General features: G+C 77.0%; 13 protein-coding genes. 5 read left to right on the forward strand and 8 right to left on the reverse strand.

Annotation, left to right across the window (positions count from 1 at the left end; all coding sequences use genetic code 11):
* Window positions 1-80 precede the first annotated feature (80 nt).
* On the forward strand, window positions 81-533 hold the full coding sequence (locus ACFVVL_RS14595; protein ID WP_380422697.1) for a hypothetical protein: 453 nt from the start codon (window positions 81-83) through the stop codon (window positions 531-533).
* A 122-nt stretch (window positions 534-655) separates the two neighbouring features.
* Here the strand turns inward: ACFVVL_RS14595 and ACFVVL_RS14600 are convergent, their stop codons facing one another.
* The 4 genes from ACFVVL_RS14600 to ACFVVL_RS14615 all read right to left on the reverse strand — a co-directional run bounded on the left by ACFVVL_RS14600 (window position 656) and on the right by ACFVVL_RS14615 (window position 6,310).
* A complete protein-coding gene (locus ACFVVL_RS14600) occupies window positions 656-832 on the reverse strand; it encodes a hypothetical protein (RefSeq protein ID WP_380297748.1) in 177 nt (58 codons plus the stop codon).
* Between the two features lie 96 nt (window positions 833-928).
* Window positions 929-3,829, reverse strand: coding sequence for an ATP-binding protein (locus ACFVVL_RS14605; RefSeq protein ID WP_387674899.1), 2,901 nt, complete (start codon window positions 3,827-3,829; stop codon window positions 929-931).
* A 146-nt stretch (window positions 3,830-3,975) separates the two neighbouring features.
* Window positions 3,976-4,431, reverse strand: a complete 456-nt coding sequence (locus tag ACFVVL_RS14610) for a hypothetical protein (protein WP_380297744.1) — start codon at window positions 4,429-4,431, stop codon at window positions 3,976-3,978.
* A 493-nt stretch (window positions 4,432-4,924) separates the two neighbouring features.
* Window positions 4,925-6,310: a cellulose binding domain-containing protein gene (locus ACFVVL_RS14615; protein ID WP_387674902.1), complete on the reverse strand. Its 1,386-nt coding sequence runs from the start codon at window positions 6,308-6,310 to the stop codon at window positions 4,925-4,927.
* A gap of 433 nt (window positions 6,311-6,743) precedes the next feature.
* Between ACFVVL_RS14615 and ACFVVL_RS14620 the strand changes: the two genes are divergently transcribed.
* A complete protein-coding gene (locus tag ACFVVL_RS14620) occupies window positions 6,744-7,574 on the forward strand; it encodes a hypothetical protein (RefSeq protein WP_387674905.1) in 831 nt (276 codons plus the stop codon).
* 10 nt (window positions 7,575-7,584) lie between these two features.
* On the opposite strand, the gene ACFVVL_RS14625 is transcribed toward ACFVVL_RS14620, so the two are convergent.
* Window positions 7,585-8,835, reverse strand: a complete 1,251-nt coding sequence (locus ACFVVL_RS14625; RefSeq protein ID WP_387674908.1) for a Cmx/CmrA family chloramphenicol efflux MFS transporter — start codon at window positions 8,833-8,835, stop codon at window positions 7,585-7,587.
* Window positions 8,836-9,305: 470 nt separating this feature from the next.
* On the opposite strand from ACFVVL_RS14625, the gene ACFVVL_RS14630 reads away from it, so the two are divergent.
* A complete protein-coding gene (locus ACFVVL_RS14630) occupies window positions 9,306-9,893 on the forward strand; it encodes a lytic polysaccharide monooxygenase (protein ID WP_380297739.1) in 588 nt (195 codons plus the stop codon).
* Between the two features lie 34 nt (window positions 9,894-9,927).
* Here the strand turns inward: ACFVVL_RS14630 and ACFVVL_RS14635 are convergent, their stop codons facing one another.
* Window positions 9,928-10,350: a cold-shock protein gene (locus ACFVVL_RS14635; protein WP_380297934.1), complete on the reverse strand. Its 423-nt coding sequence runs from the start codon at window positions 10,348-10,350 to the stop codon at window positions 9,928-9,930.
* A 93-nt stretch (window positions 10,351-10,443) separates the two neighbouring features.
* Entirely contained in the window at window positions 10,444-11,778 is a 1,335-nt protein-coding gene (locus ACFVVL_RS14640; RefSeq protein ID WP_387674911.1) for a PLP-dependent aminotransferase family protein, read from the reverse strand.
* Between the two features lie 138 nt (window positions 11,779-11,916).
* On the opposite strand from ACFVVL_RS14640, the gene ACFVVL_RS14645 reads away from it, so the two are divergent.
* Complete coding sequence (locus ACFVVL_RS14645; protein WP_380297937.1) at window positions 11,917-12,702, forward strand: enoyl-CoA hydratase-related protein; 786 nt, start codon at window positions 11,917-11,919, stop codon at window positions 12,700-12,702.
* Between the two features lie 420 nt (window positions 12,703-13,122).
* Window positions 13,123-14,250: a nucleotide disphospho-sugar-binding domain-containing protein gene (locus tag ACFVVL_RS14650; RefSeq protein ID WP_380297938.1), complete on the forward strand. Its 1,128-nt coding sequence runs from the start codon at window positions 13,123-13,125 to the stop codon at window positions 14,248-14,250.
* 151 nt (window positions 14,251-14,401) lie between these two features.
* Here ACFVVL_RS14650 and ACFVVL_RS14655 read toward each other — a convergent pair whose 3' ends face one another.
* Window positions 14,402-15,091 (reverse strand): polysaccharide deacetylase family protein, encoded by a 690-nt coding sequence (locus ACFVVL_RS14655; RefSeq protein ID WP_380297940.1) that lies wholly within the window; start codon window positions 15,089-15,091, stop codon window positions 14,402-14,404.
* Between the last annotated feature and the right edge of the window lie 41 nt (window positions 15,092-15,132).

A 15,132-nucleotide genomic window follows, 5' to 3' on the forward strand; every position in this document is an offset into this window, starting at 1 on the left:
ATGCCAGCATGTGAGGTGTGAAGCGTGAAATGTCACATGGCTTCACCTCGCCGTCCCTACCCATGAACGGGAATCACCCGATGAACCGGCTCCTCGCCATCCTCGCCACCAGCGCCGTCCTGACCGCCGCCGGTGCCACCGGTGCAGCCGCCCAGGGCACCGCCCCCGCCGCCGAAGCCTCCCAGGGCCCGGCCGGCCCCGGCGGCCTCTGCGTCACCGGGTACCGGGGCGTGGTGGTCAACGAGATCTGCGCCACCGTGAGCGGCGACCAGGTCACCTTCTACGGCCGGACCACGCCCGGCAGCCTCGGCTGGACGGCCCGGACGGTCCCCTACCGGCTGACCGCCTCGGTGGTCGGCGGCCCCGTGCTCGGCACCATCACGCCCAGCGTCCTCGTCGACCACAGCGGCACCGCGGTGGGCGGGCTCACCGTCACCGCGCCGTGCGGCGCGAACGTCACGGGATCGCTGGAGACCACCGAATGGGGCTGGCCGCCCGCCACCGCCACCCTCACCGTGCCGGTCGGCTGCTGACGGCGACCGGCCCGCGGACACGGCGAAGGCCCTGTCCGATCGCCCGGACAGGGCCTGGTCCTTCCGTGATCAGCCGGTCCCCGGCCTGCCGCCCGCACGCGGCGGGCCGGGGACCGGCGGGCTCAGTGCGCCCAGTGCGCGGGGCCGGAACGGCTCAGCCGGGCCAGCCGGACCAGGGCGAGCGGATGGTTCCCCGCCCGGCGGGGGGACGGGGAGATCCGGACCGTGGCCCCCGCCGGGGCCACTCCGTCCGACGCCTCGACGGCGGTCGCGCTCGGCGCGTGGTGACGTGCACTCATCTCCTGGGATCCCTCCTGGTCGGGGAGCGGCTGCCCCGCTCGCTCGCCGGTGACCACCAGGGAACCCGCCCGGCCCGGCCGGATCAATGCGGGTGACTACCTATCGCTCCCCGGGAACGATGAGGGGCCCGGCGCCGGCCCGTCGTCCGACGCCTCCCCGGCCTCGGCCTCGGCCCGGGCGAGCGCCTGCGCCGTCCCGGCCCGGCCGGTGCCCAGCTTGTGCAGCACGTTCGCCACATGGTGCTCCACCGTGCGCGGCGAGAGGAAGAGCGCCTGGGCGATGTCCTGGTTGGCGGCGCCCTGGGCGAGCAGCTCCGCCACCTGACGCTCGCGCGGCGACAGCTGCTTGCCGTAGCCCCGCCGCCCCGGCGAGCCGATCCCGCCGAGATCGAGGTCCCGGCGCAGCTTGCGGCACCGGGCGGTGTCGGTGGTCGCCCCCAGGCCGAGGTAGACCCGCTCGGCGGCCGCCATCCGCTCCGCCGCCCGGGTGCGGTCGACGGCGGCCAGTGCGGCGGCGATCCGCTCGTCGGCCCGCGCCGCCTCGTAGGGGCGCCCGATGTCCTGCCAGCGGTCCCGGGCCAGGGTGAACGCCTCCACCGCCCCCGGCCCGCCGCCGGCCGCCGCCAGCAGCCCCCGGGCCAGGTCCAGCGCCGCCGACACGGCGGGCGCGCCCCGCTCGGCGAGCGCCCCGGCGGCCTCCTCGACGACGGCGCCGGCCTCCGCCCGCGCGCCCGTCGCCAGCAGCGCCTCCACCGCGACCGGCAACAGCTCGGCGGTGCGCGCCCAGGCGTCGGCCTGCCGCGCGGTCGCCAGCGCCGGGCCGGCCGTGGCGGCGGCCCCGGCGGTGTCGCCCTCCAGCAGCTGCAGACCCCCGAGCCCGGCGGCCGCCCGCAGCGCGACCGTCACCTGCGACTCCCGCTGCCCGTACCGCGCGGCGACCGTGAACTCCTCCCGGGCCACCGCCAGCCGGCCCCGCCCCGCCGCCAGCCGCCCGAACAGCAGCGCGCGCTCGGCCCCGGCCATCGCCAGGTCGTCGAACTCCGCGCCCAGCGCGGCGAACCGCTGCTCCACCCCGTCCCAGCGCCCGGCCAGCATGTCCAGCCGGATCAGCGCCAGCCGGCTGTAGCACTCCAGATAGGGGATGGCCGTCAGCCGGGCCAGCCGCCGGCTCTCCGTCAGCAGGTGCGCGGCCCGGGTGTCGTAGCCCAGCTCGATGGCGATCTCGCCGGTGTTGTACAGCGCCCGGGTGGTCTGGCGCATCACCTCCGGACGCTCGGAGGCGCGCGGCAGCTCGTCCAGCCGGCCCCAGACCGCCGGATCGCCGGCCCGGGCCTGGAAGGTCAGCGAGGTGGCCCGCACGGCGGCGGCCACGTCCTCGTCCGGGTGCTCCGCGAGCAGCCGATCCGCCCGGTCGAGCCACTCCCAGGCGTGCCGGCCCGCGCCGTCGCGCTCGTCCATGGAGATCGCCACCATGGCCCGGGCCGCCCGCACCGGGCGCTCCTCCAGCTCCTCCAGGGACTCCCGGATCCGGTCGAACCCGGCCCGGTTGCCGCTGTGCACCGCGGTCAGGAAGCCGAGCGCGAGCCGGATCTCGCCGCGGTCGGCGACCGGCAGCCGCGGATCGGCGACCATGCCGCTCAGTACCTGCACGCTGGCCGCCGGGTCGACGTCGTCGGCCGCCAGCCGGGCCAGCGCCAGGGCGGCCCGGCCGCGCCGGCGCGGGTCGAGGTCGGGCTCGTCCAGCAGGCTGCGCAGCATCCGGCGCGCGCCGCCCGGGTCGCCGAGCGCGACGGCCTGGTCGGCGGCGGCCTGGGCGAGGTCCTGCCAGGCCGCGCGGTCGCCCATCGCGAGGGTGTGCTCGGCGATCCGGGCGAGCGGGCGGGGCTCGCGGGTCTCCAGCGCGGCGACCGCCCGCCGGTGCAGGACGCGCCGCCCGGGCCCGGCGATCCGCCGGTGGGCGACCTGGCGGACCGCCGGATGGCGGAAGGCGTAGCGGTCCGGCGAGGTCTCGTGCAGGACGGCCCGGTGCAGCGCCTCGGCCAGGCCCTGCGCACCGTCCCCGGCGTCCAGCCCGGCGACCGCGGTGAGCAGGTCCTGGTCGGCGGGCACCCCGAGCACGGCCGCCGCATCGACCACGGCCGCGGCCTGCGGGCCGAGCCCGGCGAGCCGCCCGGTCACGGCGTCCGCCAGGGCGCGCGGGAGGTCGGCCTGAGCCAGCCGGACCGCCAGGTCCGCCCCCCGCCGGGGCGACGGACGCCCCGTCAGGGCCCGCAGCTCCTCCTCGACGGCCGGCGGCAGGCCCGCCGTGCGCGCGTGCAGCACCCGGGCGAGCTCGGTGCCGCCCGCCGGACCGAGTGCGGCCCGGGCCAGCTCCGCCACCTCCGCCGCGTCCAGCGGCTCCAGGCGCACCACGTCCGCGCCGCTCCCCGGCGCACCCGGCGCGCCGCGGTAGGCGGCGGCGGGCGACGGGACGCCGGGCGGCAGGTCCTCGGGGCGGTAGGTGACCACCAGGGAGAGCCGCGGCGGCAGATCACGGGCCAGCCGCAGCAGCAGGTCGAGCGTGGCGTCGTCGGCCCACTGCACGTCCTCGACCACCAGCACCGGATCGTCGAGCGCGGCCAGCAGCGCCCGCAGCCCCCGCGCGGCCGACCGCCGGGCGGACACCAGCTCCCCGCCGTCCGGCGGCGCGGCGGGCAGCCGGTCGGCGAGGTCCGGCAGCACCCCGCGCAGCGCCCCGGTGCTCGGCGGCAGTTCGCCGGGCGGGGGCAGCAGGGCGGCGGCGTCCCGCAGGGCGTCCACCACGGCGCCGAACGGCTCCGGTTCGCGCAGCGGGTGGCAGCGGCCGAGGAGCACCGCGCGTCCGGTGCCCTCCAGGGCCCGCACCGCCTCGGCGACCAGCCGCGACTTCCCGACACCGGCCTCGCCCTCGACGAGCAGCACGGCCGGCGGCCGGGTCAGCCCCTCGGTCAGCCGGGCGAGTTCCCGTGCCCGCCCCACGAAACCGCGGCCCCCGGGCACGTCCGGCGCCGGCGGCCGGTTCATCGGCACCACGCCGGGCCGGGGGCACAGGGAGTGTGAGCGGACATGTCCCCATGATGCCCGTGTCCGCCCCGCCCCCGTCGACCGGGGCCGGGCGTACCCGCTCAGAGCGCCCCGGACGCCACCGGTCCGCCGTCGGCGTGCGGCACCGGGGCGGCGGGAGCGGTGAGGCGGGCGCGCGCGGGCGTCTGCCGCGGCGCGGCCGGGCGGACCACCCGGCCCGGGGCCTCGACGACCTGGCAGCCCGCCCGGGCGAGGCGCCGCACGGTGTTCGCCGCCGCGCGGTCGTCGAGCGAGAACACGAACGGGCCGGGCACCAGCACCACGTCCACCCAGCCGCGCTCGGCCGCCGTGAGCAGACTGGCCAGCGCCGGCAGCGGGCCGCGGGTGCTCAGGCCGTGGTCGGCGTAGACGTCGGGGCGGGGCAGCGCGAGACGGTGGGCCAGGTGCTCCATGGCGGAGCGTACGTCGTCGGCCTCCTGCGGGTCGTACGGGCGGCACCGCAGGTACATCGCGGACCGCCGGGACACCCGGTGCACCGGTTCGTGGGGGTCGTGCATGCCGTTCACCTGGCCTTGCTCACTCGACGGGTGGGGGTGGGTGGGGACGGGGCGGGGCGGGGGAGCGCGGCCGCGGGCGGTGTCCAGCGGACCTCCGGAACGGTGCGGGGATCAATGGGGGCCACTACCCATTGCTGCGCACCGCACCGGGCGGTGGGCCGCCGGACACCTGAGATCGTGCGGGTCCCCGGGGCCGGGGCCAAGGGTGGGACGGCGGCGCCCGGTGGTGCGGGTGGGGGCCGGCGGGCGCCGATGCGCCGGTTTGCCGCGGCGCTCTCCCGGCCCGCCGCCGCCCACCTGCGGATTCCCCCGGCCCCCGCCCCTCCGTCCGGGGGCCGGGCGGCCCGTGCAGCCACCCGTCCGCCGCACCGCCTCCGACCCGGCCGTGGTGTACGAAGCACCGCGCGCCCCGCCGTGCTCGACGCACGCCTGCCGTGCCCGGCCGCGGGACGGGCGGCCGGGCACGGCAGGCCGGGCACGGACGGGGTCCGGGTCAGGGCGCGGGGACGGTGTCGGTGAAGGACGTCCCGGCGGCCCGGTAGGCGGTCACGGCGGCGCCGACCTGGGCGGGCGTCAGCACCCGGTCCTTGACGTGCAGCACGTAGTCCACCTGCTCCTCGTAGCTGCGCTCCTCGGCGCCGGTCTGCCCGGCGAGGTCGGTGAGCCACTGGTTGAAGGCGATCACCATCGGCCGCTCCGGGAGGTAGCGGGCGTCGTGGCGGGAGAACTCGACCCCGTCGACGTAGTAGACGATGGCGCTGTCGTCGATCGTCAGGACCAGGTCGTGCCAGCCGGCGAACGAGCTGCGGGAGGTCGTGTACTGGTTGACGGAGCCGTCCGGGCCGTACGTCTCCCACGAGGTGGTGAAGAAGATGTTCGAGGTCTCGCCCCAGCCGCCGTTGGGGAGGTACTCGAAGTCGTACTCGGAGTAGTCGTCGGCGTTCGGGGCCTTGAGGTCGTTGATGGCGAAGAAGCTCTGCACCAGGTGGTCGCCGTCGGGGCCGCTCACGGGGGCGTCGGAGAAGCGGACCCGGGCGGCGTAGGTGCCGTTGCGGAACTTCATGGCCTGGCTGTGGAACTCGCTGTGCCGGGTGGATTCGGGGGTCCCGGCGGTCGAGGTCCGCAGGGTCATCACCGAGTTGCCGGCCTCCTTGGCGAAGGTGACGTTCCCGGCCTCCCAGGTGGCCCCGGCGACGCCCGGCCCGCCGCCGCCCGAGCGCGCGTTCCAGCCGTGGGCGGCGAGCGAGGGGTCGTCGTGACCGGTGTAGTCGAGGTCGTCGAACATCACCTCGCCGCCCGGGACGGTCGGCCGGGTGGGGGCGGTGCCCCAGACCTGGACGCCGGCGAGACTGGCGGTGACCTTGGTCCAGTTCGCGTAGCCGCTCTGCGCGGCGCCGAAGGAGTAGTCGTCGCCCTGGTTCATCGACTGCCAGTCGGTGCGGTGCACGCGCAGCTGGAGGTCGCCGCTGTCGGCCCCCGGGGCCAGCGTGCCGGCGCCCGCGGTGAAGCCGATCTCCAGGTAGCGGTCGGCGGCGGCGCCGGACTCGTTGATGGTGCCGATGGTGCCGGTGACGTTGGCGCAGCCCCGCACGGCCCAGTCGCAGGCGAAGCGGTACGCGGCCAGGGGCGCGTCGGACCTGAAGTAGTAGCGCAGCTTGACCTGGTCCAGGGCGACCGGCGCCGATCCGGTGTTGACGACCTTGAGCCACGGCGAGGCCTGCGAGCTGCCGCTGCCGCCGTTGCGGTACTGCACGGCGAGCGGCTCGCCCGCGGCGGCCGCCGGCAGGGCGCCGAGCACTGCGGCGCCGAGCCCGGCGGCGACGGCGGCGGCGAACGCCGCGCGCAGGCGGGGGCGCCGGCGGCTGGTTCGGACGGTCATGGGGTTCCTCTCCTGGAGTGGGGGACGTTGCGCGGCACCGGCGGAGGGGAGCCCGGGTCCACCTCGGGGACAGCCGTGGGGGAGGAGGTGGCGGGCCGCGCGATCAGAAAGTGGCATGGACCAATTTGGCCGGTCAACCCCGGAGCGGGGTGATCGGCCGGAACGCGGACGTCCGCCGCCGGGAGTGGCTGATAGTGCCTGCTCGCAGGCCTGCCCGGCGCCCCGGCGCGGGCCCGGCCGGGGTGCCGGGCCCGGCCGCCCCGCGGTCCGCCCATCATGCCCATGCCGAAAGGAGTTTGAGGCCGTGAAGGGTGGGGAACTGGAGTTCGTCAGTGCGTCGGGCGGGCCGCCCCGTCCGTCCCGTCCACGTCCCCGTTCACCCCCCGCCCCCCGCCGCCCACCGGCCGGGGGCCGCTCAGAAGGGCCCGCACCGTTGAGCTTCCCGTCGCACCGGCAGCCCCCCGCCCCGGACGGCGCCGGCCCGTCCGCCGGCCGGGTCGATCCCGCCCTCGCCGACCGCCTCACCGACGCGGTGCTGCTCGCCGGCCTGCCGGTCGCCTTCGGTGACCAGGGTCCCGGCGTGCGCATCCGCCCCGCACGCCCCGTGGACGACCGCGACCTGTGCGCGGGCGTCGCCGCCCTCGACTGGCTCCCCTCCCCACGGCTGGCCGACGCCGCCGCCGCGGCGGAACCGGGACAGGGGGCCGGGTCGGCCCGGGAGCTGGTCGAGACGGCCATGATCAACGCGCTCGCCGAGTTCCTGCCGGCCCTCGGGCTGGAGACCGTCCGGGACCGCAGCGGCCGGGAGCTGAGGGTGGAGGGCCCCGTCACCGCCGGTGGCGGCCTGCTGGTGCCGCCCGGTGTCCTCGCCCCCCGCCCGCTCGGCCACACCCCGGACGAACTCGGCCTCCCGGCGGGCCTGGTGGCCACCGTGCGGCGCAGCGCGGCCCTCGCGGGCCTGCCGGTCGCCCCCCGTCTCGGCGCCACCGGCATCACCCTCGACCGCTGCGCCCCGACCGGCGGCGGGGACGACCGCGACCGGGCGGCGGACCTCGGCTGGAACCCGTCCCGCCGCCTCGCCGACCTCGCCGACAGCGACGCGCCCGAGGCCGCCCGGGCCGCCACCGCCCGTACGGCGGTCGACGGGGCGATGCGCCACGCCCTCGGCATGGCGCTGCGCGCCTGCGGTGCGGAACTGCGCTGGCTGCACGCCCATCAACTGCTGCGCGTCTACGGCGAGCCGGCCCCGGCCGTCCGCCGCTGACGGCGCCCGCTCACCCGGGCACCCCGGTGCGGCCGTCGCCCCTGTCCCGGCGGTCGCCCCGGCGGCGCTGCTCGCTCCGGCCGAGCTTCTCGCTCCGGTCGCGCCCCTCGCCCCGGAGCACCGGGTGCAGGGGCGCGGCGAGCAGCAGCGCGCAGAGGACCAGCAGGCCGCTGAGCCAGAACGGCCCGAGGTCCCCGGCCGCCGTGCCCAGCGCGCCCGCGCCGCCGAGCGGGCCGGCCGCGGCGCCGACGTTGAGGGCGGCGGTCGCCCCGGCGCCGGCCAGCGTCGGAGCCGCGGCGGCCTCGTACAGGACGCGGGTGATCAGCGTGCTGCCCACCGCGAACGACAGCGCGCCCAGGGCGAAGACCAGGGCGAGCAGCGCGGCGGGCCGGTGGGCCAGCACGGCCATGGCGGGCCACCCGATCAGCAGGAGCGCGCCGCCGGCCGCGAGCACCGAACCGGGGCGCCGGTCGGACAGCCGCCCCGCCACGGTGACGCCGGTGAACGAACCGGCGCCGAACAGCACCAGGGCGACCGGCACCCATGACCCGTCCAGCCCGGCGGTGCCGGTCACCACGGGCGCGAGGTAGGTGAAACCGGCGAAGGTGGCCGCGTTGACCAGCGCGGCGAGCAGCATGACCGCCATCGGCCGGGGTTTGCCCAGCTCGGCGAACTCCGCCCGCACGGACGGGCGTTCGGTGGCGTCCTGCGCCGTGCGGCCGGCCGGGACCCCGGTGAGGACGCCGAGGGCGGCGGGCAGGCAGAGCGCGGCGACGGCGAGGAAGACGGCCCGCCAGCCGAGCGCCGCGCCCAGCGCCGCGCCGGCGGGGACACCGGCGACCGTCGCCACGGTGGTGCCCGACAGCAGGACGGCGAGCGCGCGCCCCTTCCGGTCGGCGGGCACCAGTGCGGCGGCGGTGGTCAGCGCGACGGCGAGGAACCCCGCGTTGGCGAGCGCCGCGACCACTCGGGTCGCGAGCAGGACCGGGAGGTTCGGCGCGGCGGCCCCCGCGGCGTGCGCCGCCGTGAACAGGAGCAGGGACCCGAGCAGGGCCCGGCGCCCGGGCAGGGCGCGGGCGAGCACCGCCGTCAGCGGTGCGCCGACGACCATGCCGATCGCGTAGGCCGAGGTGAGCGTGCCGGCGGCGCCGACCGTGACCCCGAGCTCCGGGGCGATGGCGGGCAGGAGGCCGGCGAGCATGAACTCCGAGGTGCCCATGGCGAAGACCGCCAGGGCGAGCAGGTACAGCGGAAGGGGCATCGAGTGGCTCCGGGGTGAGGAGAGGCGCGGGAAGGGCGACTCGTCACCGCGGTCAGCACCCAGGAGCGCACCGATCCGGCCGCGCGGCACGGGACGGCGGCGCGGCGGGGGTGCGGGCTCGGGCTTGTTCCGGGGGTTCAGGGGGCTGACGGCGTGTGACCGAAAGCCCCCACCTCGTCCGATTCGGGACTCGACATGGACGGCACGCTACCGGACCGGCCCCCGGGCCGCACGCCGGTTCCACTCTCCGCCCGGTCGTCTCGTGGGGGAGCGCCGGCGGGTGGCGCCGTTGCGGTGACCGCCGGTTGACCGAACGTCAACTGGTCCAGACCATTGACGGTGGGCGCCGCGCTCCCTACGGTATGGGCATTCACCTGGCGCAGGCATGCCAAGATCCACGCGGTTGGCGCACCCCCACGCGCTCCGCTCCTGCGCCGGGCGCACTCTCCATCCCCCCACGGAGGAGCATCATGCGCAAACGCCACATCGTCGGCGCGGCCCTGGCCGCGGTCGCCGTCCCGCTCGCGATGGCCGTCCCGGCCAACTCGCACGGGTTCATCAACCTCCCGCCGAGCCGTTCGGCCCTGTGCGGCGCGGGTGTCGTCAAGAACTGCGGCGACATCCAGTGGGAGCCGCAGAGCGTCGAGGGCCCGAAGGGCTTCCCGAGCCGCGGTCCCGCCGACGGCACCATCTGCGCGGGCGCCGACGCCCGCTGGGCGCCGCTGGACAACCCGCGCAACGGGGCCTGGCCGACCACCAAGGTGACGGGCGGCGCCCAGCAGACCTTCACCTGGGAGATCGAGGCCCGGCACTCGACCACCAACTTCCGCTACTTCCTGACCAAGCAGGGCTACGACCCGACCCAGAAGATCACCCGGGCCAGCCTGGACCTGACGCCGTTCCTGACGGTGCCCTACAACGGCCGCCAGCCCGCCGCCACGACCACCCACACCGCGACCCTCCCCACCGGTCGCACCGGGCACCACGTGGTCGTCGCGGTCTGGGACGTCGCGGACACCGCGAACGCGTTCTACTCCTGCACCGACGTGCTCTTCTGATCCGCGCGCAACCCCGTACGACCGTCGGCCGGGCTCAGCCCTCGGTCCAGCCGTGGCCCCTGGCGCACTGCAGCACGGCGTTGCGCACCTTCAGCACCTGCTCGCCGGTGAGCGAGGGCACGTGCTCCAGCAGCAGCTCGGTGACCTCCACCAGCAGCTCCGCGGAGGTGAGGACGTCGCACTCCGCGTCGTCGCCCTCGGCCGCCACCACCCGCGCCGCCGTCACCGCCGGCCCGGCCGGCCGCGCCGCCGCCCCCTTGGGCAGGCGCACCGAGGAGGCCTTCAGCCCCCGGTCGCCCTCCTCCATCTCGAACTCCACCACCAGACCCGAGTGCACCAGCGACTCGGGCATCAGCATGTCGTTGACGTGCAGGAAGACGTCCTCCCCGCCATGGTCCGGAGCGATGAACCCGTACCCGCGCACACTGTCGTACCGCACAACCCGACCGGTGACCACAACACACCCCCAAGGACAACAACCCGGGCCCCCTGCCCGACACCTGACGTAGAGGATAGAGGACCGGGCGCCCGGCGCACGCCCCCCGTCCGGTCAGGGCGCGACGGACTCGACGGCGGCCCTGAGCCGTGCCAGCACGGCGGCCAGTTCGGCGCGCGGGGGAGTGGCCAGGGCGAGCCGCAGGGCGGCGGGGCGGTGCGGGCCGGTGGCGAAGGCGTCGGCGGTGGAGACGAGGATCCCCCGGGCGGCGAGGACGGCGGCGACCCGGTCCGGGCGCTGGTGCGGCTCCAGGCCCAGCCAGAGCAGGGGGGAGGCGGGGTGCGCCAGGACGTCCAGACCGGCCAGGGCGGCCCGGGCGACGGCCTGGCGCTCGGCGGCGTCGGCCCGGCGCTCGCGCTCCAGGCGGGCCACCGTGCCGTCGGCGAGCCAGCCGGTGGCGACGGCCGTGACCAGGCCGGGCACGCCCCAGGCGGCGGCGCGCAGGCTGCCGGTCACGGGCCGCAGCCAGGCGTCGGGCACGACGGCGAACCCGAACCGCAGCCCCGGGGCGACGTTCTTGGACAGTCCGGCGACGTAGCAGGTGCGCTCGGGGGCCAGGGTCCGCAGCGGGGGCGGCGGCGCGGTCTCCAGGAAGGCGTAGGTGCCGTCCTCGACCAGCAGGAGGTCGTGCGCGCGGGCCAGGGCGACCAGGCGCTCGCGCCGCCCGCCGTCGAGGACCCAGCCGAGCGGGTTGTGCACGGTGGGCATGGTGTAGAGCGCGCGCACCCGGCGGGCCCGGCACAGCCGGTCCAGCGCGTCGAGGTCGGGGCCGTCCGGGGTGACCGGCACCGGGGCGAGCTCCAGGCCCCGGTCGGCGGCCAGCAGCTTGATCCCCGGGTAGCTGAGCGCATCGGCCGCGAGGACGTCGCCGGGCCGGGTGAGCGCCCGCAGCACGCAGTCCAGCGCCTGCTGCGCCCCGCCGGCCAGCAGGACGTTGCGCGGGGCGGTGTCGATGCCGCGCCCCAGCAGGTAGGTGGCCACGGCCGCCCGGTCGTGGTGGTGGCCGCCGGGCGGGTGCTGGCGCAGCAGGGCGGTGACGTCGCCGGAGGCGGCGAGGGCGCGCAGGGCGTGGCGCAGGTCGTCGTCCTGGCCGGGGGAGAGCGGCTGGTTGAACGACAGGTCGGCGACCCGGGGCACCGGCAGGGCGCGGGAGGGTTCGAGGCCGTCGTAGCCGGAGCGGACCTTGACGAAGGTGCCCCGGCCCTGCTCGCCCACCACCAGTCCGGCGGCGGCCAGTTCGGTGTACACCCGGGTGGCGGTGGCCGGGGCGATGCCGCGCTCGCGGGCGAGCGCGCGGTGGGTCGGCAGCCGGGCGCCGGCCGGCAGGGCGCCGGAGCGGATGGCGGCGGCGTACTCGTCGACGATGGCCTTGTAGGCGGGCGGTCGCATGCGGCACCTGTCCGTGGGCGGGAAGCCGGGCGGTGAAGTGTATCCAGGACAATTCCTGGATTGTCCCGCTCCCCTGCTCCTAGCCTCGGCGGCGGTCCGGCCACCCGGCGGACCGGCACGTGGAAACGGAGTACGGGCATGACCGTGCACAGCGCACTCGACGGCGACGTCGCCCTCCTGACCATCGACCGCGAGAGCAAGCTCAACGCGCTCGACTACCCGACCATCGACGCGCTGCTCGCGCGGCTCGACGAGGCCGAGCGCGACGACGCCGTGCGGGCGGTGATCCTCACCGGCGCCGGCGGGCGCGCCTTCAGCGCCGGCGCGGACATCCCCTCGCTGGCCGGCAGCATCGCCCGATCGGCGGGCGGTCCCGAGACGGCGCTGCGCGAGATCGTGCGGCGTGGGCACGCGCTGACCCGGCGCATCGAGGAGTTCCCCAAGCCGGTGATCGCCGCCGTCAACGGCCTCGCCTACGGGGGCGGGTGCGAGATCACCGAGGCCGCGCCGCTGGCCCTGGCCGCCGAGCACGCGACCTTCGCCAAGCCGGAGATCACCCTCGGCTTCCCGCCGCCGTTCGGCGGCTCCCAGCGGCTGCCGCGCCACGTCGGGCGCAAGCGCGCGCTGGAGCTGATCCTCACCGGCGACCCGGTCCCCGCGACCCGGGCGGCCGAACTGGGCCTCGTCAACGCGGTCGTGCCGGCCGGTGACCTGCTGGACGCCGCCCGCGACCTGGCGGCCCGGATCACCCGCCACGCGCCGACCGCGGTGGCCGCCTGCCTGCGGGCGGTGACCCGGGGCATCAACCTGCCGATCGAGGAGGGCCTGGCCGTCGAGGCGGCCTGGTTCGCCGCCACCGTCCCCACCGAGGGCGTGCGCGACGGCCTGCGCCGCTTCCTGGACCGCCCGGCCGCCCGGCACTGAGCCGGCGGCCGCGCTCCCGGTGCCGTCGCCCCGTCCCGCCAGCCTCGTCCCGTCCCGGCCCCGACACCATCGGACGCGCGGTTGCCAAACGCCGTGCCGCCGCGCCGCCCGCGAACGACGGGAACAGGCCAGGTCGCGTGCCCGGCCCGGCGGACCGGCCGATGGCCCCCTCACCCCTCCCACCCGCCCGTTCCGGTGCCCCGCCGCAACGGGCGGGTGACCGGCGTACCCGGCGCACGCGACGCGACACGCGCGACCACCGGGAACACGATCCCCCGGCCTCCGGCGTTCGCGGGCCAGAACGTCCGATTATCGATCCTGCGGGGAAGAGCAACTGATCGTTCGTCAGTTGAGGGCGACGATGGGACCGCCCCCGCGCGATCCGATGTCGACCGACCCGAGAACGACCAGGAGACAGTTGTGCGCATACTCTTCACCGGCCCGGCCGCTCCGAGCCACCTCTTCCCGATGGTGCCCACCGCCCAGGCCGTGCGGGCCGCCGGGCACGAGGTGCTGTTCGCCAGTGGGCAGCCGTTGGAGCAGCTCCGCCAGGCCGGGTTCCCGATCGTCGAGATCGGCGACGGGCGGCCCGTGCGGGAGGCCTTCGAGGAGGTCGTCGGCCGCCAGGCGCACTACGCGCAGCCGGACCTGACGCAGGAGGAGATCATGGAGATCGGCGCCGCCGCCTTCGCCCTCGCCTCGCGTTCCACCGTGGACGACCTGCTGGCGGTGGCCGACGGCTGGGGCGCCGAGCTGATCGTCCACGACTCCTGTCTGGCCTCCGCCCAGCTGGTCGCCGCCAAGCTCGGCATCCCGGCCGCGTTGCAGAACTTCGGCATCAGCTCCGGCCTCGGCATGGCCGCCCAGCTGGCCGACCACTTCACCGACGTCTACGAGAAGCACGGCGTGGCCGGGCCCGCCGAATCCACCCCGCTGAACATCGTGCCCGTCTCGCTCGGCGGCGACCCGGGCGGCCTGCGGATGCGCTACGTGCCGTACAACGGCGGCGGCGTCGTCCCCGCCGCGCTGCTGCACCGGGGCGCGCGGCCGCGGATCGCCGTCACCCTCGGCACGGTGATCGCCGACACGGACGGCCTGGACGCCATCACCCGGCTGATCGCCTCCGCCGCCGAGGTCGACGCCGAGTTCCTGCTCGCCGTCGGCGACGCCGATCTCACCGTCCTGGGCAGCCTGCCGTCCAACGTCCACCCGCTGCCGTGGGTGCCGCTCGCCGAACTGCTGCGGGTCTGCGACGCGGTCGTCCACCACGGCGGCTCCGGCAGCACCCTCACCGGGATGCAGGCCGGTCTGCCCCAGCTCCTGCTGCCCCAGGGGGCGGACAACTTCGTGGTGGCCGACACCATGGTCGCCACCGGGGCCGCGCTGCGTTCCGCGAGCGCGGACGTCGACGCCGCGCTGCTCACCCGTCTCGTCACCGACCCGGCGCTGCGGGAGGGCGCCGCCCGCCTGCGCGCCGAGAACGACGCCCTGCCGAGCCCGGCGGAGCTCGTCCCCGCCATCGAGGCCCTGGCCACCGCCCGTCCCTGACGCCCCGTCCCGGACCTCCCGTCCCGGACCTCGCGTCCCTGCTCCGTCGTCCCGGATCCCTCGTCCGGCCCGACGGACGGCCCGACGGACGGTGCCCCGGACCGCCGCGCGAGCGGTCCGGGGCGCCGCCGCGTCCGGGGCGGGCCGCCGCTCAGCGGCAGGGGAGCAGGGCGAAGGTGTAGCCGCGGGACTTCAGGGTGCGCAGCACGGCGGGCAGCGCGGCCACGGTCTGGCTGCGGTCGCCGCCGCCGTCGTGCAGGAGGATGACGGAACCGGGCTTGACGGCGCCCAGGACGCGGCGCTCGATGGCGGCGCGGCCGGGGCGCGCCCAGTCCTGGGGGTCGACGCTCCACAGCTGGATGCTCTTGCCGAGGCCGGCGGAGGCGGCGCGGACGGTGGCGTTCACCCCGCCGTAGGGCGGGCGCAGGCAGGTCGGGGTGGTGCCGGTCTGCGCCCGGATGCGCGCGTCGGTGGCCGTCACCTGGTCCTGGAGGGCGGCCCTGGACAGGCGCCGCAGGTCCGGGTGGGACCAGCTGTGGTTCTGCACGCTGTGGCCCTGGGCGCTCACCTGGCGGGTGACCGCCGGGTTGGCCGCGACGTTCTGCCCGATCTCGAAGAACGTGGCGCGCACGCCGTACTGGGACAGCAGGGCGAGCACCTGCGGGGTGTAGCGGGGGCTCGGGCCGTCGTCGAAGGTGAGGTAGACGACCTTGGCCGGGGCGGCCTGCGCCGGGACGGCCGGCAGCGCGACGACGGCGGTGGCGGCCGCGACCAGGGCTCCGGCGGCGAGCCGGGCGGCCCGGCGCCTCCGGGGACGGTCCGCTCCACGGGGTGAAGACACAGGTCCTCCCAACGGCCGCGGCACGGGAACGAACCCGGTGC

The sequence above is a fragment of the Kitasatospora sp. NPDC058115 genome (assembly GCF_042884635.1).
In the GTDB taxonomy this organism is placed as follows: Bacteria; Actinomycetota; Actinomycetes; order Streptomycetales; family Streptomycetaceae; genus Kitasatospora.